At 67.5% G+C, this 22129-nt stretch carries 21 protein-coding genes; 14 read left to right on the top strand and 7 right to left on the bottom strand.

The features are described from left to right. Positions 1–81: 81 nt before the first annotated feature. From SJY11_RS05990 to SJY11_RS05980, 3 genes are read left to right on the top strand one after another with little or no spacing between them, the layout of a single operon-like run. The gene (locus SJY11_RS05990; RefSeq protein WP_376985619.1) at positions 82–384 is read left to right on the top strand and encodes a (2Fe-2S)-binding protein; all 303 of its coding nucleotides are present in this window, start codon (positions 82–84) and stop codon (positions 382–384) included. Beyond that, on the top strand, positions 381–1745 hold the full coding sequence (locus SJY11_RS05985) for an FAD/NAD(P)-dependent oxidoreductase (protein ID WP_376985617.1): 1365 nt from the start codon (positions 381–383) through the stop codon (positions 1743–1745). Before SJY11_RS05990 ends, SJY11_RS05985 begins: the two co-directional genes overlap by 4 nt. Next, on the top strand, positions 1742–2983 hold the full coding sequence (locus tag SJY11_RS05980; protein WP_376985616.1) for an NAD(P)/FAD-dependent oxidoreductase: 1242 nt from the start codon (positions 1742–1744) through the stop codon (positions 2981–2983). The genes SJY11_RS05985 and SJY11_RS05980 overlap by 4 nt, the downstream gene beginning before the upstream one ends. An 830-nt stretch (positions 2984–3813) precedes the next feature. On the opposite strand, the gene SJY11_RS05975 is transcribed toward SJY11_RS05980, so the two are convergent. From SJY11_RS05975 to SJY11_RS05950, 6 genes are all read right to left on the bottom strand, one after another. Next, positions 3814–4584, bottom strand: coding sequence for an SDR family NAD(P)-dependent oxidoreductase (locus SJY11_RS05975; RefSeq protein ID WP_376985614.1), 771 nt, complete (start codon positions 4582–4584; stop codon positions 3814–3816). A 27-nt stretch (positions 4585–4611) separates the two neighbouring features. Beyond that, positions 4612–5118 (bottom strand): TRAP transporter small permease, encoded by a 507-nt coding sequence (locus SJY11_RS05970; RefSeq protein ID WP_376985612.1) that lies wholly within the window; start codon positions 5116–5118, stop codon positions 4612–4614. Next, a complete protein-coding gene (locus SJY11_RS05965; protein WP_376985610.1) occupies positions 5115–6413 on the bottom strand; it encodes a TRAP transporter large permease in 1299 nt (432 codons plus the stop codon). The genes SJY11_RS05970 and SJY11_RS05965 overlap by 4 nt, the downstream gene beginning before the upstream one ends. Positions 6414–6528: 115 nt before the next feature. After that, a complete protein-coding gene (locus tag SJY11_RS05960) occupies positions 6529–6678 on the bottom strand; it encodes a hypothetical protein (protein WP_376985609.1) in 150 nt (49 codons plus the stop codon). Positions 6679–6693: 15 nt separating this feature from the next. Continuing rightward, on the bottom strand, positions 6694–7542 hold the full coding sequence (locus SJY11_RS05955; protein ID WP_376985607.1) for a TRAP transporter substrate-binding protein: 849 nt from the start codon (positions 7540–7542) through the stop codon (positions 6694–6696). A gap of 128 nt (positions 7543–7670) precedes the next feature. Next, a complete protein-coding gene (locus tag SJY11_RS05950) occupies positions 7671–8429 on the bottom strand; it encodes a GntR family transcriptional regulator (protein WP_326910769.1) in 759 nt (252 codons plus the stop codon). Positions 8430–8585: 156 nt separating this feature from the next. Between SJY11_RS05950 and SJY11_RS05945 the strand changes: the two genes are divergently transcribed. Further along, complete coding sequence (locus SJY11_RS05945) at positions 8586–9257, top strand: cyclase family protein (protein ID WP_376985605.1); 672 nt, start codon at positions 8586–8588, stop codon at positions 9255–9257. Between the two features lie 237 nt (positions 9258–9494). Here SJY11_RS05945 and SJY11_RS05940 read toward each other — a convergent pair whose 3' ends face one another. Continuing rightward, on the bottom strand, positions 9495–10847 hold the full coding sequence (locus tag SJY11_RS05940) for a flagellar biosynthesis protein FlgA (RefSeq protein WP_376985603.1): 1353 nt from the start codon (positions 10845–10847) through the stop codon (positions 9495–9497). Positions 10848–11134: 287 nt separating this feature from the next. Here SJY11_RS05940 and SJY11_RS05935 point away from each other — a divergent pair, with 287 nt between their 5' ends. From SJY11_RS05935 to SJY11_RS05890, 10 genes are all read left to right on the top strand, one after another. Then, complete coding sequence (locus SJY11_RS05935; protein WP_376985601.1) at positions 11135–12358, top strand: iron-containing alcohol dehydrogenase; 1224 nt, start codon at positions 11135–11137, stop codon at positions 12356–12358. Between the two features lie 19 nt (positions 12359–12377). Then, the gene (locus tag SJY11_RS05930) at positions 12378–13886 is read left to right on the top strand and encodes an NAD-dependent succinate-semialdehyde dehydrogenase (protein ID WP_376985599.1); all 1509 of its coding nucleotides are present in this window, start codon (positions 12378–12380) and stop codon (positions 13884–13886) included. A gap of 144 nt (positions 13887–14030) precedes the next feature. Next, entirely contained in the window at positions 14031–14810 is a 780-nt protein-coding gene (locus SJY11_RS05925) for a GntR family transcriptional regulator (protein WP_376985597.1), read from the top strand. 129 nt (positions 14811–14939) lie between these two features. Beyond that, positions 14940–16130, top strand: a complete 1191-nt coding sequence (locus SJY11_RS05920; protein WP_376985595.1) for a CaiB/BaiF CoA transferase family protein — start codon at positions 14940–14942, stop codon at positions 16128–16130. Then, positions 16127–16909, top strand: coding sequence for an enoyl-CoA hydratase (locus tag SJY11_RS05915; RefSeq protein ID WP_376985594.1), 783 nt, complete (start codon positions 16127–16129; stop codon positions 16907–16909). The genes SJY11_RS05920 and SJY11_RS05915 overlap by 4 nt, the downstream gene beginning before the upstream one ends. Before the next feature lie 210 nt (positions 16910–17119). Continuing rightward, positions 17120–18037 carry an NAD(P)-dependent oxidoreductase gene (locus SJY11_RS05910; RefSeq protein ID WP_376985592.1) on the top strand — a complete coding sequence of 306 codons (918 nt, stop codon included), beginning with the start codon at positions 17120–17122 and terminating at the stop codon, positions 18035–18037. Beyond that, positions 18034–18957: an amidohydrolase family protein gene (locus SJY11_RS05905; protein ID WP_376985590.1), complete on the top strand. Its 924-nt coding sequence runs from the start codon at positions 18034–18036 to the stop codon at positions 18955–18957. The genes SJY11_RS05910 and SJY11_RS05905 overlap by 4 nt, the downstream gene beginning before the upstream one ends. A 46-nt stretch (positions 18958–19003) precedes the next feature. Next, positions 19004–20011: a TRAP transporter substrate-binding protein gene (locus SJY11_RS05900; RefSeq protein ID WP_376985588.1), complete on the top strand. Its 1008-nt coding sequence runs from the start codon at positions 19004–19006 to the stop codon at positions 20009–20011. 142 nt (positions 20012–20153) lie between these two features. Next, positions 20154–20720, top strand: coding sequence for a TRAP transporter small permease (locus SJY11_RS05895; protein ID WP_376985586.1), 567 nt, complete (start codon positions 20154–20156; stop codon positions 20718–20720). Positions 20721–20733: 13 nt separating this feature from the next. Continuing rightward, positions 20734–22008, top strand: coding sequence for a TRAP transporter large permease (locus SJY11_RS05890; protein ID WP_376985584.1), 1275 nt, complete (start codon positions 20734–20736; stop codon positions 22006–22008). Positions 22009–22129: the final 121 nt, after the last annotated feature.

The raw sequence follows: 22129 nt of genomic DNA, 5'->3' as shown, positions 1-22129 counted from the left end.
ACACGCTTGACAGTGAGGATTACAAACCTGTCAATATCCGCATGAAGATATCGCATTGCGATATTTCATGATGGGGCGGCGATGGTGACCGGCATCCAGTTCAAGCGGGTTGCGGAGCGCGGCGGGGCGAGGGTCACGCTGAATTTCGAGGGCTCGGCGATCGAGGCGACGAGCGGCGACAGCATCCTCGCGGCCTTGCTCACCCGTGGCCTGCTGGTCCGCCGCCACGAATTCGGCGGCGAGCCTCGCGCAGGCTTCTGCCTGATGGGCGCCTGCCAGGATTGCTGGGTCTGGAGCGACCACGGCGGCCGGCTGCGGGCCTGCACGACTCTGGTCGCCGAAGGCATGACGCTGTTCGCGCAGCCGCCGGCCTCCAGCCCATGAGCAGCATCGTCATCGTCGGCGCCGGGCCGGCGGGCATCGCCGCCGCCGAGGTGCTGTGCGCCCACGGATACCGGCCCGTCCTGATCGACGAGGCCGAGCGTGCCGGCGGCCAGGGCTATCGCCAGCCGGCACCCGATCTCGCGCTCGACATGAACCACCTGATGGGCAGCGAAGCGGGACGCTACGATGCACTCCACCGCCGCTTCTCCGCCTTGGCCGGGCGTATCGACTATCGGCCGCGCACGCTGGTCTGGGCGGTCGAGGGCGACACGCTCCACCTGATGCGCGAGGGGCGCGCCGAGACGGTCGAGGCCGCGATCCTGTTGCTGGCGACGGGCGCGATGGATCGCATTGCCCCGATGCCGGGCTGGACGCTGCCGGGCGTCTTCACCCTCGGCGGCGCCCAGGTCGCGCTGAAGGACCAGGGCTGCCTGATCGGCCGGCGCGTCGCCTTCCTCGGCTCGTCGCCCCTTCTGCTGCTCGCCGCACGGCAATACCGGCAGATGGGCGGCGAGGTCGCGGTCGTCGCCGACACGACGGGGCTCGCCGCCAAGGCGCGTGCGCTGCCAGGGCTTCTCGCCTCCACGCGCACCCTGCTGCGCGGCCTCGGCTACATGGCCGACACGCTGCGCGCAGGCACGCCGCTGCTGCACGGCGTAACGCCACTCGGCATCCAGGGGGACGGCCATGTCCAGTCCCTGCGGCTGCGCGATGCGGCGGGACGCGAGCGCCGTTTCGCCTGCGACGCGGTGGCGCTCGGCTACGGTCTCAAGCCCGAGACCCAGCTCGCCGATCTGGCGGGAGCCTCCTTCATCTACGACCCCGATTTCCGTCTGTTCCTGCCGAGGACTGACGATTGCGGGCGGGCGCGCCCCGGCCTCTATCTCGCCGGCGACGGGGCGACGATCGGTGGTGCGGACGCGGCCGAGGCCAGCGGCGCTCTGGCTGCCCACGCCATCCTCTCCGATCTCGGCGCGCCCGCCGACGCGGCCGCGATCCCGCTGATGCGCCGGGTGGCGCGGCTGCGCCGGTTCCAGCGCGGCCTGTCGCGCGCCTTCGCCTGGCCGGTCGCACAGATCCGCGCTCAAGCCGACGAAACCGTGCTGTGCCGCTGCGAATCGGTGACGATCGGCGCCGTCCGCGCGGCGATGGCGCAGGCGCTCGGCCCCGTCGAGGTCAACCGCGTCAAGGCGATGACGCGATGCGGCATGGGTCGCTGCCAGGGGCGCGTCTGCGGACCGGCACTGCAGGAGATCGTCGGCGCGGCCTCCGCACGGGATGGCGCCGCAGCCGGACGCCTGCGCGGCCAGGCCCCCGTGAAGCCGATCGCCCTCTCCGCCGCCGGCGAGGCCGCGCCATGAGCAGCGCGAGCGCCGATGTGGCGATCATCGGCGGGGGCCTGATCGGCACCTGGACCGCTTTTTTCCTGGCGCGGCGCGGCCAGCGCGTGGTGCTGCTGGAGAAGGATGTCGTCGGGGCGCAGTCCAGCGGCACGAATTTCGGCAATCTGCGGCTGCAGGGCCGCTTTCCCGGCCAGTACCCGCTCGCGCTGCGCTCCCATGACCTGTGGGAGGATTTCGAGCCGCTGATCGGCGAAGGCTGCGAATTCGCGCGCACGGGCCATCTCTATTGTGCTTTCGACGCCGAGGAGCAGGCGCGGCTCGAAGCCTATGCCCAGGTGTCGGAACAGCATGGCCTCATGATCGAGCGGCTTGCCCAGCCCGACCTCCGCAAGCGCTTTCCCTGGCTGGGCGGACGGGCGGTCGCGGCCACCTTCTCCGCCCGCGACGCCACGGCCAATCCCCGCCTCGCGACACCGGCTGTCGCGCGCGCCGCGCGGCGGCTCGGCGTCGAGATCCGCGAGAACGCCCGGGTGACGGCGGTCGCCCGCCACGGCGCGGGATTTGTCGTGACGACGGCCGACGGAGCCGAACTGGGCTGCGGCGCCCTGGTCAATGCGGCCGGCGCCTGGGCGGTGGAGATGGCGGAGTGCTTCGGGGAGACGGCACCGGTCTTCGCGGCAGGCCCGCCGCAATTCGTCACGGAGCCACTGCCCTTCCTGATGGCGCCCTCGCTTCAGACGATCGACGGCTCCGTCATCGCCCGCCAGACCGAACGCGGGAACGTCATCCTCGCCGGCTATCCGCGCACGGCGGCCGATGCGGTGGCAAACCGCGCGCCGGTGCCCCCGGCCAAGACGCTGGCTGCCATGCGGGCGCTCGCAGGACTCGTGCCGGCATTGGCCCATGCGCATGTCATCCGCGTCTGGTCCGGCATCGAGGGCTATCTGCCCGACATGATCCCGGTGATCGGGAGGAGCGAAACCACGCCAGGCCTCTTCCACGCCTTCGGCTTCTGCGGCCACGGCTTCCAGATCGGCCCCGGCGTCGGCCTGTATCTCAGCGACATGATCGTCGACGGCGCGAAGCCGGCAGCCTTGGAGCCTTTCTCGATCGCGCGATTCCGCACTGCAGCGACCGTCAGCGACAAGTTTCACAAGGAGTTCGACCATCCCGGAATGGGTGCGCAGGCGACATCGCCGCGATCGGGCCAGGGCAAGGCGGCGCAGCCGACAGTCGACCCGCCCGGCAGGGAGTAGTTCTGGCATTCATCCGGCACGGGCGCGCCCATCTTCCATCAGAGCCGCTGCATGAAAGCGACGTGGTTCTCCAGCCGGAAGGGCGGCCTCACGCTGGCGCCGACGGCCCCGTGGTGTGTCAATCCGTCAGCGTCATCGCCTGTGCAACGATCTCGAAGAGCCACGAATCGGTGGCGCGACGACGTTGGCCGGAATGCCCTGTCGGTCGCCGACGCGGTCGAATGCCTTGAGGCGAACCCGACAGCCAGTTCCGATCGCGCTGAACCAGCGACCTCGGTCAATTGTCGCCCCACGGACGCAGCTTGCCCCCTTCACCATCGCCCGGCGCAGGTCGGCCGCTGTTCCTGCTTGGCTTTTGTCCCACTGCGCGTCGGACACATGACGGAGCGCATGACGGCATCCGTCGGTTCGTGAAGCCCTGTCCTGGCGATGACCGACGCTCGCTGAGGCAGGCTGTCAAACCACCGCGCCGACGGGAACTCGTCAGAGCTTGTTGCGTTGACGGTCATCAGCCCTGTCAACAAAGGAGATGTAGTTATGGGTGGCATTTTATTGTGGCTAATCGGGATTCCCATTCCGATTATCATTCTGCTCTATTTCATCTTTTGACGCCGATCGACCCCTTCACTCAGGCCTCTACTGGTCAAAACAACGCCGGCAGCCGCCATCGCCGGCGCAGATGAAGCGCGTGTCGATCCAGCATTCGGGAAAATCGGCACGCCGATGGCTGGATCATCAATCCCGACGCGGATGCATACGCAGTAACCGTCCGGTCTCGGCAGCCTTGCGCGAAGGGCGGCGTTTCCCGAACGGTATGACCTCAAGGCTGCTCACACACGCGTGCCGCCATCGGCCATGATCACCGAAGCAGTGCAGAAGGACGCCTCGTCGCAGGCCAGCCACAGGATCGGCCAGGCGACCTCGCGCGGATCGGCCCAGCGCCGCATGATGTTGTGATCGACCTTCTCGGTCCGCAGATCCTGCTCGCTCTTGCCCTGGGGCGCGAAGCGACGGACATGAAAGGGCGTCAGCGTCAGGCCGGGGCAGACCGCGTTGACGCGGACTCCGTGCCCCACCTCCTCGAAGGCGAGCGTCTTGGTCATCGAGATGATGCCGGCCTTGGCGACGTCGTACTGCCCCATCCCGCCGCGCGGATTGAAGGCGTGGGTCGAGGAAATGTTGACGATGGCGCCCTTGCCGGAACGGCGCAGCGCAGGCAGCGCTTCACGCGCCAGATAGGCATAGCTCAGCAGGTTGACCGAAAGGATCTTCTGCCAGGTCTCGGCCTTGGCCGCGTCGAGCGGCTCGTAGGAGCGGATGCCGGCATTGTTGACCAGCACGTCGATGCCGCCGAAGGCCTCGAGCGTGCGCGCGACGATCTCGGCCGCCGCACGCTCCTGGCCGACATCGGCTGCAATCGCGACCACCTGCGCGCCTGGCACGGTGTCTTTCACCATGGCCTCGACCTCGGCGAGCACGGCTTCATCGATGTCGACGAGGGCGAGGCGCGCGCCCTCCTGCGCGAAGAGCTGGGCCGTGGCGGCGCCGATGCCCCCCGCTGCCCCGGTGATGATCGCGGTCTTGCCGCTGAGACGGGCCATGGTCGTGAACCTTTCCAGATGTTGAGATCAGCCGGCGAGCGTCGCGCTCGATTCCAGCGCGCCCCGGCCAGTGGCGACGCGCCAGAGCCAGACGAGGCTGTAGACCGCCATCAGGGCGGCACAGGCCGGAATCGCGCCGTAGAACCAGGCCTTGTCCAGGCGCAGGAACGGCGTCGTCTCGCCCGACATCCGGGTGAAATCCAGGCCGTAAACCACCAGCACCAGCGCGAAGCCGAGCATCGCCAGATTGATGGCGATCTCGACCAACCATTTGGCAGCGGCCGGCATCAGGTCCTCGAACAGCATGACGCGGTAGAGGACGCCCTCGCGCCACAGCGCCAGCGAGGTCAGCATCACCAGCCAGATGAACAAGAGCTCGACCAGTTCGTCATAGCCGGGGATCGTGAAGAGCGGCAGCAGCCGCAGCACGATCGCGAGCGCGAGCAGCACGAACAGCCCGAGCAGGCAGGCGATTGCGGCAACTTTGCACGTGCCTGCGATGAGCCGGTCGAGGCCTGTCAGAACCCGCATCATCGCGCCACTCCGTAGCCCAGTGCCTGCGGCAGCCACAGCGAGATCGCGGGCACGAAGGTGATGAGCAGCAGCACGCCCATCAGAGCCAGCACATAGGGCCAGATCTCGCGCGTGATCTCGGCGATCGAGATCCTGGCGATGCCGGCCATGACATACAGGCACAACCCGACCGGCGGCGTCACCAGCCCGATCATGATGTTGAGCACCAAGATCACGCCGAAATGCACGGGATCGACGCCGATCTGCGTGATCACCGGCAGCAGCACCGGATAGGCGATGATCATGATGGCGATGCCCTCGATGAACATCCCAAACAGCAGCAGCGCGAGATTGATGACGAGCAGGATGACCCAGGGCTCGGAGGACAGCGTCAGCAGCGAGGCCAGCACCGCATTGGGGATCTGCTGCTGGACCAGGACCCAGCCGAAGGGCGCGGCGAGCGCGATGATGAACATGACCTGCGCGGTCTGCCGTGCGCTGTCCCAGATCACCGCCAGCGTGTCCGACCAGGCGAGCTCGCGATAGACGAAGCGGCCGAGCACGAAGGCGTAGCCGGCCGCCACCACGGCGGCTTCGGTCGGCGTCGCGATGCCGGTCAGGATGACGATCAGGATCGTCGGCGGCAGGAGCAGCGCCGGCAGGGCCCGCAGGAGAACCCCTCGGACCACCGTCAGCGGTGGCAGCCCCTCGCCGCGCGGCAGGTCCATACGCTTTGCCACCAGCGCGATCACCGCCATCAGAGAGGCCGCCATCAGCAGGCCCGGCACGATGCCGGCGAGAAACAGCGCGCCGACCGAGACATTGGCCAGGCTGCCATAGATCACGAAGGGGATGCTGGGCGGGATGATCGGGCCGATCGTTGACGACACGGCTGTGATCGTCGCGGCGAAGCGGCTGGTGTAGCCGGCCTTGGTCATGGCCCGATGCTCGTTCACTCCCATGCCGGCGGCATCCGCCACCGCAGACCCCGACATGCCCGCGAAGATCACGCTGCCGATGACGTTGACATGCGCCAGCCCGCCGCGAACGCGGCCCATGCAGAGCTGGGCGACCTGGAAGATGCGCTCGGTCGTGCCGCCGACATTCATCAGGTTGCCGGCGAGCACGAAGAAGGGGATCGCCAGCAGCGGGAACGATGTCGTCCCGGCATAGGTGCGCTGGATGAAGATCACCAGCAGATCGGGACCCACCGTGGCGACCATGGTGCCGATCGCCACGAGCCCGAGAGCCACCGCGATCGGAACGCCCAGCATGATGACGACGCAGACGCCGATCAGGACGGCGGAAACCAGCATGCCGGCTACGATCCTCGAGCATAGGGCACAAGCGTCGGCGGCTCGCCGCGGACGGACGCTCTCGCAACAGCTCCCGCCGCCGCCCGGTCGGCGGTGGCGGGCGTTTCTGCGCAGGTCAGGCTGCGCGGCCTGCGGCAACGAGCTTGGCCCGGCTGTTCCAGGTCTCGTCGCCCAGCGCCTTGCGCAGCTGCACATAGGCCGGCTCCATCTTGTCGCGGAACGGCGCGACATCGGGCCGCGTCACGGCCACGCCGGATTTCTGCATCTCGGCGAGATTGCGCTACTCATTGTCGCGCACGCCCTTGCGCGCCGCCGCACCGGCGGTGGCCGCCTCCTCGCTGACGATCTTGCGCTGCGCCTCGTTGAGCTTGTTCGACCAGCTGCGCGGATTGGCGCAGAACATGATCGAGGCGTAGATGTGCCGGGTCAGTGCGATGTGCTTCTGGACCTCGAAGAACTTCGCCGCGAAGGTCGTCCCGACGGGATTATCCTGGCCATCGACGAGGTTGTTGGCCAGCGCCAGATAGACCTCCTGGAAGGCAATCGTCTGCGTGCTCGCGCCCAGCGCCTCGAAGGCGGCCTTGATGGCGAGTTCGGGTGGCACGCGCAGTTTCAGCCCCTGCACGTCCTGCGGGCCGTTGACCGGCCGGCGGCTGTTGGTCAGGGCGCGAAAACCCCATTCGAAATTGGCGATCCAGGTGAAACCGGCAGCCTTCAGTTGCTCGGCGATTAAATCGCGTCCGGTGACGTCGAGCGTGCGATGGGCATGCTCGTAGGAATCGAACTGGTAGGGGATGTTGATGACGCCGATCATCTTCGACAGCGCCTCGATATTGGCCGGGTTGAGCAGCATCATGTCGATGGCCCCCAGCCTCGTCTGCTGCGCCGCCTCGACCGGCGAACCGAGCGCATTATTGGGGAAGATCGTGATCTTGACCTCGCCCTTGGTGCGCTCGGCGATGCGCTTGACCATGGCATCGGCCTCGATATGGACCGGATGGCTCTGATCGGCCGGGTGGGTGAGCTTGAGCTCGACCGCCGCATGGGCTGGCCGGATGAATGGTGCGCCGACGGCGAGGGCCGTGCCCGCACCGAGAACCGCACGCCGCGTGACGTTGCTGGCGATCATGGCTGTTTGCTTCGCTCCCGACCGCGCGGCGCGCGGCCATTCTGGTGCGTGAGGCAGCCTGACAATGGACCACCTCCGCCGGCCTTCTGCGAAGCCTCGAGCAAACTTGCATGCAAGATCAGGCGGCGTCAACCAATGGGTTTATCGTCCGGGCGGTTTTGTGGCGGGTCCTTCTGCTCGCCCGAGAGCGCCGCCACCAGCCCGGAGAGACCATTGCGCACATGCTGGCGCAGCGCCTCGCCGGCCTTGGCGGAGTCGCGCGCCGACAGAGCGTCGAGGATGCCCTGGTGCTCCTCGATCGCCGTCTTCCAGCGCGTCGGCCAGAGGTTGGAGGAGTAGCGCGCGCGATCGACCCGCAGCGCCAGCAGGTCCCACACCCAGAGCAGCACGGGATTGGCTGCGATCTCGACGATCTTGCGGTGAAATGCGGTGTTGGCCTCGAAATAGCCCGGCAACTCGTCGCGGGCGTGATGCAGCCGCATGCGGTAATGCAGCAATCCGATCTCGGCGATCGCCTCCTCGCTGATGTTGCGCGCCGCGAGTTCACCGGCGAGCCCCTCGATCGTGGTCACCACGTCGATCAGCGCCGTGACGTGGTCGAGATCGAGCTCGGCGACCACGGCCGACTGGTTCGGCAGCGCGCGCAACAACCCGTCCTGGATCAGCGTCTTGATGGCCTCCCGCACCGGCGTGCGCGACACTGCGAGCTGTTCGCAGATCTCCCGCTCGTTGAGCTTGGCGCCGGGCGCCAGCACGCCGGTGACGATGAGATTGCGCAGCTGGGTGACGACGCCGCCATGCAGCGCGCCCTTCTTACGACCGCCGTCGAGGGCCTGAGTGCGGGCGATCAGCGTGGCCAGCGGCGTCGGGGTCTGGGAGAGCGTCATGTCGGGGCGATCATCATCGGGGAAGGACATTCTGGTGTGGGCCTGCCGGTCTTGGTCGAACTCCGGCCGGCTGCTTGACTGCCGTTAGTGCTTGCATGCAATTTCCGGCCCCTTCAAGTGACGGCCGCAAGCCCACGCATCACGGGAAACCCAGCCATGAAGATTATCGACCTTTCGATGCCCATCGGGCAACATTTCCGCTGGCCGGTCGAATTGGCGATCAAGGGCGATGTCGCGCAGGGCGACCAGTTCCGGGTCTCGCGCCTGTCGGCGACCTGTCACGGCTTCTCGCATGTCGACGCGGCTGCGCATTTCGTCGCCGGCGCGCCGACGATCGAGGCCACGCCGCTGTCGGCCGTGGTCGGCCCCTGCCGCGTGCTCGACCTCAGCGACCGGCCGGCCGACGCCGCCATCGAACCCGACCACCTGGCCGCCGCCGATCCCGGCGGTGCCGAGGGAGAGATCCTGCTGCTGGCGGCTCACTGGTCCGACCGCCGCGATTACAACGACCGCAGCTTCTGGACGCAGGCGCCCTGGCTCAGCCGCGCCGCGGCCGAATGGCTGGCCGCGCGCAAGCCCAGCGCAGTCGCCTTCGACTTTCCGCAGGATTACCCGATCAGGCTTCTTCTCGACGGTAAGGAGGTGCCCAAGACTGAGCATGTTACCCATGACGTGATGCTCTCGAACGGCGTTACGCTGATCGAATACGTCGTCAACACCAGCCGCCTGACGGCGCCGCGCAACCTGTTTTCGGCAGCTCCGCTTCTGATCCCCAATGCCGACGGCGCGCCTGCGCGATTCTACGCGATCGAAGGCCTGACGATCTGACGCCCAGCGTTCGGCCGCCCCCGAGGTTTGCCAGCCATCGCCTCGATCCGAGCATGGCTGGCTCGGAGGCATCCTCTCGGTTCCGCCGTCCCCGGCGCCAGCCCGCCCCCCGACGATCATGTCGTGCAGGCGCCAGCCCCTCGTGCAGTGGCTGAATGAGGCGACAGGCCTCGGCAGCCTCGCTTAAGGACTTCGCCGCACCCTCAGCAGGCGTTCCCCCGTGGCGACCTCGCGCCATCAACGCGGCGGCGCATCGCCGAAGAACATCTTATCCTGCCTGATGCGGGCCGCCAGCAGCGGCGAGGCTTGGTCCACGGCCACATCGCCGAGCCTGATCGCCTCGCCGGCGCGGACCGGCCGCACCAGTGTCGCATCGGCCACGAGATAGAACGGCGCGGGAGCGTCCTCACGAAGCGGGCCGGCCGGTACCATCGCGCCGCCGACATCGGCGATGCTGTGATGGTGGCCACCCATGCTCAGTACGGTGCCGGCCGCCAGATCGGCCTCCGCCACTGCGACGAGATCCTGCCGCGGGCGGTAATCCGTGCCGTAGCCGGACACGCCCAGACCAGCGGCATCGAGCAGGGAGGTCGCTGCCTCCAGACCGAGCAGATGGCGCGGCAGGTAAAGCGCCGCGGTGTGCCCGCCGGATGCCACGACATGCCCCTTCTCGGCGAGCAGAGCCCAGCTGGCCGGGTCCTCACAGCGCACCGTGACGAAGACCCCACCGGCAAAGCTCGCCTCGTCGCTGAGGCGCAGATGATGGAAGACGTCGACGCGTCGCGTCCCGTCGAGCAGCCCGCCCTGCGCGCGCTCGCAGAAGAGGTCGGCAAGCTCTGGGATGCGCGCGGGCGGTGCATGGAAGCGGGCGGTGTCCGCACCAAGCCCGGTGGCATTGGCGACGACCGTCATCTCGCAGAGATCGGGCACGGTGCGCAGCGGAAAGGCCGTTCCCAATATGGCGGCGCGGGCGGCGGAGCGCGCGACCGCTTCAGGGCCGCCGAGCGCCCACTGCGCCACGAGCGCCGGCAGCGGCCGGGTCACGCCGTTGCAGGTGACGTCGCCCGACGCCGGATCGAAGACGAAGTCGTATTCGCTCGATTTGCCGGCGCCGATGACCTCGAATCCAAGCAGTTCGGCCCAGGTCACGAGGCCGATCAGCAGGCTCGGCTGGTCGCCGTCGACGGGGGTGACGACCACGCCCTTCTCCCCCGCCAGACGCGCCAGCCCCGGCCCAACGACCGAATCGGCCTCCTTGGAGACGAGCGCGACATGGCGGCCGGCCTCGATCGCCAACAGCGCGTGACGCGCCGCGGCGACCGGCGCGCCGGTGGCTTCGATCAGGATGTCGAAGGGCAGGTCGACCACGGTCGACAGCGCGGCGGCCGCCACGCGACGACCCGCATCCCAGGCCGTGCGGGCCTCGGTAGCCGTGGCGCAGAGCGCGATGTCGCGACGGGCAACGCCGACGGCGGCGAAGGCTTCGCCCGCGGCCTCGGCGGTCCTGTCGACGGCGATGCGCCCATTGACGAGCGGAATTCGGGCCGCCTGGGTCAGGAATGAGCGGCCGAAGCTGCCGCTGCCGACCACGCAGGTCTCGATCGGACGCGCGATGCGCGCATAGTGGTGATGGAAATTTACGGACGCCTCCCTGTCGGACGCGTCTTACGTCAATCTTGCATACAAGAACAGGTCTGACTGAGGCGGATTGCGGTCTGCCGCGCATTTCGCGTTCGGCCACCGGGAGCCCGCCTCGCGGGGGCGCGGGCCGGCGTCGAAGCGCTCTTGCCATACATCCTAGATCCTATAGGATATAGCATAGGCGCGGCGCATGGATGCCGGTCTTGTCATCTGCTCGGCGGAAGAAGGTTGGTGTCATGTTCGGAGCCTTGCGACTGCCCGATACGATCCTCTTCGGCCGGGGCAAGCGCCGCGCGCTGGGCGCGGCAGCCGCCCGCCTCGGTCGCCGCGCACTCGTCTGCACCGACTCCCGCCTGTCGGCGCAGCCCGAATTCGCTGAAGCACTGCAGGATCTGCGCGCCGCCGGTGTCGAGGTCCATGTCTATGATCGCGCGATTCCCGACCTGCCGATCGAATGCATCGAAGACTGTGCGAGGGAGGCCGCGCGCTTTTCCCCGGAGCTGGTGATCGGGATCGGCGGGGGCAGCTGCATCGATCTCGCCAAGCTCGTCGCCGTCGTGCTCGCCCATGGCGGACCGGTCAGCCGGTACTACGGAGAATTCGCCGTGCCCGGCGCGGTTCTGCCGCTCGTCGCGGTGCCGACCACCGCCGGCACCGGCTCCGAGGTGACGCCGGTTGCGGTCGTCATGGACAGCGGGCGCGGCCTGAAGATCGGCGTTGCCAGCCCCCACATCATTCCGCGCCTCGCGATCTGCGACCCCGCGCTGACCATGACCTGCCCGCCGCGCCTCACCGCCTGTTCGGGCGCGGATGCGCTGGCCCATGCCGTCGAGGCGTTCACCAGCAGGCCGCGCCCGGCCGACCCGCTGCTGACCGAACAGCAGGTCTTCGTCGGCAAGAACCTGCTCTCGGACCATTTCGCCCGGCTCGCCGTCACCAATGTCTTCCGCTTCCTGGCGCGGGCCTGCCGGGACGGCTCGGATGCCGAAGCACGCGAGGGGCTGATGCTGGCCTCTCTCGCGGCCGGTTGCGCCTTCGGGACGGCGGGCACGGCCGCTGCGCATGCCCTGCAATATCCGGTCGGCAATCTCACCCACACCGCCCATGGCGACGGCGTCGGCGCGCTTCTGCCTTACGTCATGCAGTTTAATCGCCGCGCCTGCGCCGCGGATCTCGCGGACCTCGCCGATGTCATAGGGCTCGGCGAGGCGGGGATGGGCGCGGCCGAGCGCTCGCAGCTCTTCGTCGATGCGGTCGCGGAGCTGTTTGCCTCGGTCGGTGTCCCCAAGACGCTGGCGGAATTCGGGCTCGGGCCCGGCCATGACGAAGAGATCGCGACCGGCGCGCTCAAGGCCGAGCGCCTGGTCAAGAACAATCCGCGCCCACTGGATCTCCCGGGAATGCTCGCCATCACCCGCGCCGCCTTCACCGGCGATCGCGTGGCCCTGCTGAACGCCTGACGCGACAGGACCCATCACCATGCACGCCAAGACTGAAACCACAGCCGGCGCCGGCCGCCACTACGTCGTAGCGGGGTTCGCGGGAGAAGGCGGCTTCCCGATCCCGACCGACCATCTGATTGGCGCCGGCTGGTCGTCCGGCAGCGGTACGGGCCGCATCGAGGTCCGCGATCCCTCGAGCGGCACGGTTCTGACATCGGTGGCCGATGCGACGGTTGCCGACGGGATCGCGGCTGTCGATGCCGCGCAAGCAGCGGCCGCCGGCTGGGCCGCAACGCCGCCGCGGCAGCGCTCGGTCATCCTGCAGCGCTGCTACCAGTCGATGGTCGATCAGGCCGACTGGCTCGCCCGGCTGATCTCGCTAGAGAACGGCAAGGCGCTGGCCGATGCCCGCTCCGAAGTGCTCTACGCGGCAGAGTTCTTCCGCTGGTATGCGGAAGAGGCCGTGCGCATCAATGGCGAGATCGCGATGGCGCCGGCCGGCGGCAACCGCATCCTGGTCCAATACCAGCCGATCGGCATCGCGCTGCTGATCACGCCCTGGAGTTTTCCGGCGGCGATGGCGACGCGCAAACTCGCGCCCGCCCTGGCCGCTGGCTGCACCTGCATCCTCAAGCCCGCCGAGGAAACGCCGCTCACGGCGCTGGCCGTCGGCGAGATCCTGCGGCGTGCCGGAGTGCCGGCGGGCGTCGTCAACATCGTCAACACCTCGGAGCCGGCCGGCCTCTGCCGCGCGATCCTTCATGACAAGCGGGTGCGCAAGCTGTCCTTCACCGGCTCGACGGAGGTCGGCCGCATCCTGCTGCGCGAGGCCGCCGACAGCATCATCAGCTGCTCGATGGAACTGGGCGGCAACGCGCCCTTCCTCGTTCTCGACGATGCCGATCTCGAGGCGGCTCTGGACGGCGCGATGATCGCCAAGATGCGCAATGCCGGCGAGGCCTGCACGGCGGCCAACCGCTTCTACGTCCAGCGCGGCATTTACGAGACCTTCGTCGAGAAACTGGTTGCGCGGATGGGTGCCTTGACGGTCGGGCCCGGCACCGATGCCGCGACCCAATGCGGCGCGATGATCAACCGTGCCGCGATCGACAAGATCGAGGCGCTGGTCGCCGATGCGCTCGGCAAGGGAGCCACGCTCCGGCTGGGCGGCGTCGCCGGGCCGGGACCGGGACTGTTCTATCCGCCCTCGGTGATCGCCGATCTGTCGCGCGATGCCGCGATCCAGCGCGAGGAGATCTTCGGCCCCGTTGCCGCCGTGACGCCCTTCGACGATGTCGAGGATGCCATTCGCATGGCCAACGACACCGAATACGGGCTGTCGGCCTATGTCTACACCGGCGACCTCAAGGCGGGGCTGGCGATCGCCGAGCGGCTCGACTACGGCATGGTCGCGCTCAATCGCGGCCTGGTTTCGGATCCGGCCGCCCCCTTCGGCGGCATGAAGCAGAGCGGGCTCGGGCGCGAGGGCGCCCATCACGGCCTGCTCGAATTCACCGAGACCAAATACATCGCCGTGAGCTGGTGAGGCCTCCCGGGATACGGCGCGCTGGCGCCGCGTCCCGGATGCGGCCGAGACGACGATGCGACCGGCCCGGTCGCATCGTGAACGGGGTTGGAGCGCGAAGGGAAAGCCAATATCCTATAGCATCTTGCCCTCAGGTTCGCATCGATGGTCGCCAAGACACCCGCGTCGCCCGCTTTCTCCCGCCTCGTCACACTGAGAGAGCAACCGCTTGCCTATCCCAAATCGCTGGTCGAACTCGCTTATGAGCAACTGTTGTCGATGCTCGTGACGATGAAGATCGCGCCCGGCGCCCATATCGGGATCGAAGCGCTTTCGCGCGATCTGCAGATATCGCCGACGCCGATCCGCGAGGCGCTGACGCTGCTCGAAGCCCAGAAACTCGCCTACAAGATTCCCAATGTCGGGTTTCGGGCCGCCGAGCTTTTGACCCGGCCCGAGATCGACGATCTCTTCGAGATGCGATTGCTGATCGAGCCGCAGGCGGCCGCGCTCGCGGCGCGGCGCAGCAACCAGCAGATTTTCGACGCGCTGACGGTGTTGTCCGAGCAGATGGCGCGGGTCGCTGGGGGCGACGAGACCGACTATGCGCAGTTCGCCGAAGGCGATGCGCGGCTGCACCACCTCATCGCCAGCGCCAGCGGCAACCGCTTCATCGCGCAGACGATCGAGGGGCTGCACGTCCATCTGCACATCTTCCGCTTCCTGTTTCGCACCAATGCCCCCGAACAGGCGCTTCAGGAGCATGCCGCCATCGTGAGCGCCCTGCTGGCGCGCGACCCCGACGCGGCTGAATCGGCGATGCGCACCCATCTCGAAGCGTCGCGCCAGCGCATGGCGACCGCGCTCGATCGTCACGACGAAACGCTGCCCGGCCCCGCCGCACCCTCGTCGCGCCGCATTGACACGGGAGACAGCCACCCTTAATCCTATAGGATATACAGTATGTCGCATACAGCTACTGAGCGTCGAAAGACGCCGCTTCAATAAGACCGCGAAAATGCGGACGGCGGTTCCTGCTCAGGCAGGGCGCGGATATTGGGAGGAGTTGATCCGATGGCACTGCCGCTCGCGGGCATTCGCGTGCTCGATATCTCGCAGGTGATGGCGGGGCCCTTCTGCTGCATGCTGCTGGCCGATATGGGCGCCGACGTCATCAAGATCGAACCGCCCGGCACCGGCGACTCAACCCGTCTGTCGATGGGGTTCCGACTGAAGGGCGCCGACAGCCCGGGCTTCCTGGCGCTGAACCGCAACAAGCGCAGCATCACGCTCAACCTCAAGCAGGAGGAGGACCGCGAGGTTCTCTACGGGCTGGTGCAGACCGCCGACGTCCTCGTCGAGAATGCCCGCCCCGGCGTGGCCGCGCGTCTGGGCATGGATTACGAGACCCTGCGCGCCATCAATCCGCGGCTGGTCTATGCCAGCATCTCCGGCTTCGGCCAGACCGGCCCCTGGTCGCAGCGCCCCGGTTTCGACCTGATGGCGCAGGCCGTCTCAGGCGTGCTCAGCTCCAACGGATTTCCGGGCATGGAGCCGGCGAAGAACTCCATCCCCGTCGCCGACCTGGGTGCAGGGCTGTTCAGCGCCTATGCGATCCTGAGCGCGATCATCGGCCGCCAGACCTCGAATGTCGGCCAGTTCATCGACGCCTCGCTGTTCGAGGCGGCGCTCGCTCTGTCGGTCTGGGAGACGACCGAACTCTGGGGCACGGGCCGCTCGCCGATCCCGATCGGATCGGCCAACCGCATGTCGGCGCCCTACCAGGCCGTCGAGGCCTCGGATGGCTGGTTCGTCATCGGCGCCGCCAATCAGGGGCTGTGGCTCAAGCTGATCAAGGCAATCGGGCGCGAGGAACTGCAACTGGAAGAGCGCTTCGCGACCAACGCCAACCGCATCATCAACCGCATCGCGCTGATCGAGGCGATGGCGCCAACCTTCCGCAGCCGCACCCAGCAGGAGTGGATCGACGCGCTGATCGAGGCCGGTGTGCCGACCGCGCCGATTCTCGACTATGCGCAGGCCGTGGAGAGCGAACAGGCCGTGGCGCGCGAGATGGTCAAGACCATCCCCCATCCGGTCGAGGGCGAGTTCAAGGCCCTGGGCTTCCCGGTCAAGCTCAGCGGGACGCCTCAGGAAATCCGCCTGCCCCCACCTCTGCTGAACCAGCATGGCGACGAAATCCGCGAGGAGTTGCTCCGCAAGGGGCTGATCAAGCAGGCTCGCAAGGCCGAGGCTGCGCAATGACCGGTCCGCGCATCGTTTTCGAAACGGCCGATGGCGTCGCCCATATCCGCTTCGACAATCCCCAGGCCTTCAACGCGCTGACCAAGCAGATGTGGCTCGACCTGCGCGATAGCGCGCTGGCCATTGCCGCCGATCCCGCCATCCGCGTCGCTGTGTTCCGCGGCACGGGCGGCAAGGCCTTCGTCTCCGGCACCGACATTTCCGGCTTCGCCACGTTCACGAGCGGCGCCGACGGCGTCGCCTATGAGCGCGAAATCGACGATTGCATGCGGGCGCTGGACGCCATTCCGGTCACGACCATTGCCGCTGTCGATGGTTGGGCGGTCGGCGGTGGCCTGAACATCGCAGCGGCCTGCGACTTCCGTATCGCCACGCCCGATGCCCGCTTCGGCTCGCCGATCGGCCGGACCTTGGGCAACTGTCTGTCGGCGCTGAGCCTCGCGCGCATCGGCGGCGAGATCGGCGTGGCGATGGCGCGGCGCATGGTGCTGCTGGGCGAGATCGTCACGGCACCGGAACTGCTCGCCGGCGGGTTCCTGCTGCGCGTGGTCGAGCGCGAGGCCATGGACGCCGAGATCGCGGCCTTGTGTCGTCGCGCCGCCGAGAACGCGCCGCTGACCACCCGCACCACCAAGGAGACGCTGCGGCGCATGACGCTGGACTCCCTCCCGGATGTCGATGCGCTGATCGACAGGGTCTACGGCAGCGACGATTTCCGCCGCGGCGTCCAGGAGTTCCTGGCCAAGACCAAGGCGCTGCCGACCTGGACCGGGCGCTGAGCGTCACGGCGCACCGACCGAAGCCGACCTCTTACATGAACCACCGAGCCCTCGGGCCCCGCAATCTGCTGACATCTCAAATCTGGCATGCAAGATTGTCGACCCGAGACCAGCCGGGCCAAAAGGAGCCAAATCGATGACTGAGACCAGCATCGGGCGAGAGTCCTGGCATGCAACCTGCGCGCATTGCCGTAGCGGGAGGGCGCCCGCATGAGCGCCTCCACCACCCTGCCCCGCATCGGGTTCATCGGCATCGGCATCATGGGCGAAGCCATGGTGCGACGGCTGCTGGACCTCGGTTACCCCGTCACCGTCTGGAACCTCGAGCCGGAGCGGCTCGACACGGTGGTCCCCCATGGCGCGGTCGCGGCTGCGAGCCCGGCCGACGTCGCGGCGGCGAGCGACATCGTCATGCTCTGCGTCCTGCACATGGCCGCGGTCGAACGCTGCATCCTGGCCGAGGACGGCGTCGCGGCCGCCGGGCGCGGCCCGACCATGGTCATCGACTTCTCGACCGCCGATCCCGAGGGCACCCGCCAGGTCGCTGCCAAGCTGGCGAGCCTGACCGGCGCCGGCTGGATCGACGCACCGGTGTCTGGGGGCCCGCAGCTCGCGCGCACCGGGAGCATGACCGTGATGGCGGGCGGGTCGGAGGCCGATTTCGCGAAGGCCAAGCCGATCCTCGGCCAGATGGCCGGCAACGTCACGCTGATGGGGCCGGTCGGCGCCGGTCAGACCACCAAGATCATCAACCAGGCGATCGTCGGCACCGGCTATGTCGTGATGGCCGAGGCGCTGATGCTGGCCGAGGCCGCAGGGATCGATGCCGCGCGTCTGCCGCAATGCCTGGCCGGCGGCCATGCGGATTCGAGCCTGCTGCAGCGGCTCTATCCGCAAATGCAAGCCCGCGCCTTCGAGCCTCCTTCGAGCTATGCCCGGCAGCTCCTCAAGGATCTCAAGGCGGTCTCCGCCTTCTCGCGCGATCTCGGGCTCGATCTCAAGGTCATCGAGCAGGGCGTGCAGCGCTACAAAGACTATGTCGCGCTCGGCCACGAGATGACGGATTCGGCGGCGGTGGTGAAGCTCTACGAGCATGACGCCGCCCAACGCGCAGCAGGCAAATCATGAACGGCACGGCGAGGGTGAACCAGCCTACTCGGCCCCGCGCCGTCATCGACGCGCATCATCACGTCTGGGACCTCGCCAACGATCTGCCCTGGCTGAAGCACGAGCGCATTCCGTTTCGCTACGGAGACTATTCCGCGATCTGCCGGGACTACATGCCGGTGGATTACCGGGCCGATATCGCCGGCTGGCCAGTGGTCGGATCGGTCTATGTCGAAGCGGAATGGGCCCGCGACAAGGCGGCCGACGAAAGCCGGTGGGTCGCGGCGGTGTCGAAGACGGAGGGGCAGCCCTCGGTCGTCGTCGCCTGGTGCGATCTTGCGGCGCCCGATGCCGGCACGCTGCTCGCCTCCCATGCCTCCGTGTCGATCGTGAGGGGGATTCGGCACAAGCCCGCGGCAGCCTCCGGGCCGACCGAGGCGAAGCGTGGCGCCACCGGCTCCATGGACGATCCGGCCTGGCGCCAGGGATATGCCCTGCTCGAGCGTCACGGCCTGTCCTTCGATGTGCAGACGCCCTGGTGGCATCTCGATGCGGCCGCCGATCTGGCGAAGGATTTCCCCGCGACGCAGATCATCATCAACCACACCGGTTTGCCCGCCGATCGCTCGCCCGAAGCGCTGGCCGCCTGGCGACACGCCCTGGAACGCGCGGCGGCGCAGCCCAATGTCGCGCTCAAGATCTCCGGCCTCGGCCTGCCGGGCCGACCCTGGACGGTCGCGACCAATGGCCCGGTCATCCGCGATGCGCTCGCCATATTCGGCCTGGACCGGGCGATGTTTGCCAGCAACTTCCCGGTCGACAGTCTCGTCGGCGATTTCGATACGATCTTCTCGGGCTTTCTCGCCGCGACGGCGAGCTTGCCTGGAAGCGACCGCGACCGGCTGTTTCACGACAATGCCCGGCGCATCTACCGGCTGTGAGCCGCCGAAACAACAAAGCTCATCATAAAAAACCGAGGAGGAACCGATGACCAGGATCAACAAGAGGCAGACGCTCAAAAGCATGGTCGCAGCGCTGGCGCTCGCGGCCGGTTTCGCCGCCCCCGCGGCAGCCCAGGTGACGCTTCGCTACGCCCATGTCGGCTCGGAGGGCGACATCCAGTACTGGTACGCCGAGGAGTTCGCCAAGCGGGTTCAGGCGCGCACGGAAGGTCGCGTCAAGGTTCAGGTCTTCCCGAACTCGCAGCTGGGTGGCGCGCAGGAAACGGTCGACGGTGTCCGCAGCGGCGCGATCTCGCTCGCCCACCACGAATTCGCATCGCTGTCACGGCTGATGCCGGAGATGGCGGCCTTCGCGGCGCCCTTCATCTATCGCGACGGCACGCATGCGATGATGGCCACCGACCCGGCCAAGTCCGAGATCATGAAGGAGATGTCGGAGAAGCTGGTCAAGCAGGCCAATATCCGCATCGTCGGCCGGCTCTATCGCGGAGCCCGGCAGATGACGGCGAAGATGGCGGTCTATTCCCCCGCCGATCTCAAGGACAAGCGCTTCCGCGGCGTCCCGCTGCAGCTCTGGACGACGATGATCAAGGGCATGGGCGCGGTGCCGACGCCGGTCGAGGTCGCCGAACTGCCGACCGCCCTGATGACCGGCATGGTGATCGGCCAGGAAAATCCGCTCACCATGATCAACGCCAACAAGCTCTACGAGGTGCAGAGCCATGTGATGCTGACCGGGCACATGCAGAACGTGCTGCCGGTCTTCATCAACGAGCGCAGCTGGCAATCGATCCCGGAGAAGGACCGCGCCGTCGTGGCCGCCATCGCGGCCGAAGTCGGCGAGGAGACGCTCAAGCTCGGGCTCGAGGCCGAGGTCAAGCTGATCGACGAGCTCAAGAAGAAGGGCATGACCTTCATCACCGAGAAGGACGGACTCAAGGTCGAGGAGTTCCGCAAATCGGTGAGCGCGCAGGTCAACACCGACTTCCCGACCTGGGCCCCCATCATCGCGCGCATCAGCGCCATGAAGTGAAGCCGAAAGCCGGGGCGCCACGCCCCGGCTTTTGCTGTCCTGCGTTGGCCCCGGTCCGGCCGAAGCCTCTGCCCGCTCCTCGATTCCGCAAAGAGATGCCCTCTTGCCAAGCTCCGCCACCGCCCCCGATGGCCCTCTCTCCGTGACGAGTGTCGACAGCCGGACCTACGCGATCGACCGCGCCGTCGAGCCGGTGCGGTGGCTGTTCCGCTGGGGCAGCCTGGCAATGCTGATCGCCATGGTGTCGCTGCCCTTCATCCAGGTGGTGTCGCGCGAGATTTTCGCCACGCCGATCATCGGGGTGGAGGAACTGGCGCGCTTCATGCTGATCTGCGCGGTCTTCCTGGCCCTGCCCTATGTCATCTCGGCCGGTGCCAATATCCGGATGGAGGAAATCGTCTCGATGCTGCCGGGCGGCGTCGTGCGTGCGGCGAAAATCTTCGGCGCGATCGCGGCCACCGCGACCTTCGCGGCGATCACGCTCGCCAGCTTCGTCGCCATCGGCGGCAATCTCGACAATTCGACCCCGACACTGGGGATACCCTACTGGATCTTTCTGGGCGCGGCCTGCGTCAGCTTTGCGATGAGCACGCTCGAATGCGCCATCCAGACCGCCAAGGCGATCCAGGGACGGCCGCTCTATGTCAGCTTCCCACAGGAGCACGAGCCCGAAGACGAGCTCGATCTGCCCGACGAGATGAAGCACTGAAGGGCGGATCATCATGGCGATCACCATCATCCTGGCCTTCGTGGCGCTGTTCATCTTCGGCTTTCCGGTCGTCGTCGCGATCGCGGTCCCCGCCCTGCTCTATGTCCTGCTGTCGGGGTTCCCGCTGGAACTGGTCGCGCAGCGCATGACCTATGCGCTGGACTCCTTCCCGCTGGTGGCCGTTCCGGTCTTCATCTTCGTCGGCAGCCTGATGAACCAGGCGGGCATCACCAGTCATATCTACCGCTTCGCCCATACGCTGGGGGGCCGCGTGCCGGGCGGGCTGGCGCAGGTCAACGTCATCGGCTCGCTGGTGTTCTCGGGCACGTCGGGCGCCGCGCTGGCCGATATCGGCGGCCTCGGCCGCATCGAGATCCGTGCCATGGTCAGGGCTGGCTTCACGCGCGCCTATTCGGCCGCGATCACCGGAGCGTCGGCCGTGGTCGGACCGATCTTTCCGCCCTCGATCCCGCTGATCATCTACGGCTCGGTGACCAGCGTCTCGATCGTGCAGCTGCTGATCGCCGGCATTGTGCCGGCGCTGCTCTATGTCGCGATGCTGATGGCGACCGTGGCCTGGCTCGCCAAGCGCCACAACCATCCGCGCTCGAAGCGCTGGCCGACTGTCCGCGAGCTCTGGACGACCTTCTGGCCGGCCGCGCCGGCGCTGATGACGCCGCTTCTCCTGGTCGGCGGCATGCTCGGCGGCTATTTCACCCCGACCGAGGCCGCCTCGATCACGGTCGCCTACATCCTCCTGATCGCGGTGTTCTTCTATGGCGGGCTGACCTGGCCGAGGCTGCGCTTTGCGCTGTTCGACACGGTGAAGACGACATCAGCCGTGCTGATCATCGTCTCGGCCGCCGCCCTGTTCGGCTGGATCCTGACCATCGAGCAATTGCCGCAGAGCTTCACCCGCAGCCTGCTTTCGATCTCGACCGACCCGATCGTGCTGCTGCTCATCGTCAACGTGCTGCTGATCATCGTCGGCATGTTCCTCGACAGCACGACGGCGACGCTTCTGGTGGCGCCGCTGGTCTCGGCACCGCTGGTGATGGCCGGCGTCGACCCCGTTCATCTGGGCATCATCTTCGTCTTCAACCTGATGATCGGGCTTTTGACGCCGCCGCTGGGGCTGGCGCTGTTCCTGTTGTCGGACGTCGCCAAGACCTCGATGCCCGCCGTGCTGAAGGCTGTGATGCCGTTCTACATCCCGCTCTTCGGCGCCCTGGCGATCATCACCTTCTGGCCCGACCTGACGCTGTGGCTGCCGCGCATGCTGCGCTGATCGAAAGCTTGAGAGCAGCGACGAAATCCTCGTCCACCAGACGTCGCTCACCTTGGACAGGTCGCAGCCGGTCCGGGGCTCCATGCTGCAACAGCACCGCATTCCAAAAACCAGCATTCCC

This window comes from Allobosea sp. R86505, from assembly GCF_042466375.1.
In the GTDB taxonomy this organism is placed as follows: Bacteria; Pseudomonadota; Alphaproteobacteria; order Rhizobiales; family Beijerinckiaceae; genus Allobosea.
Note: the sequence above shows the minus strand (reverse complement) of the source record. Positions and strands in the feature narration are given on the sequence as shown.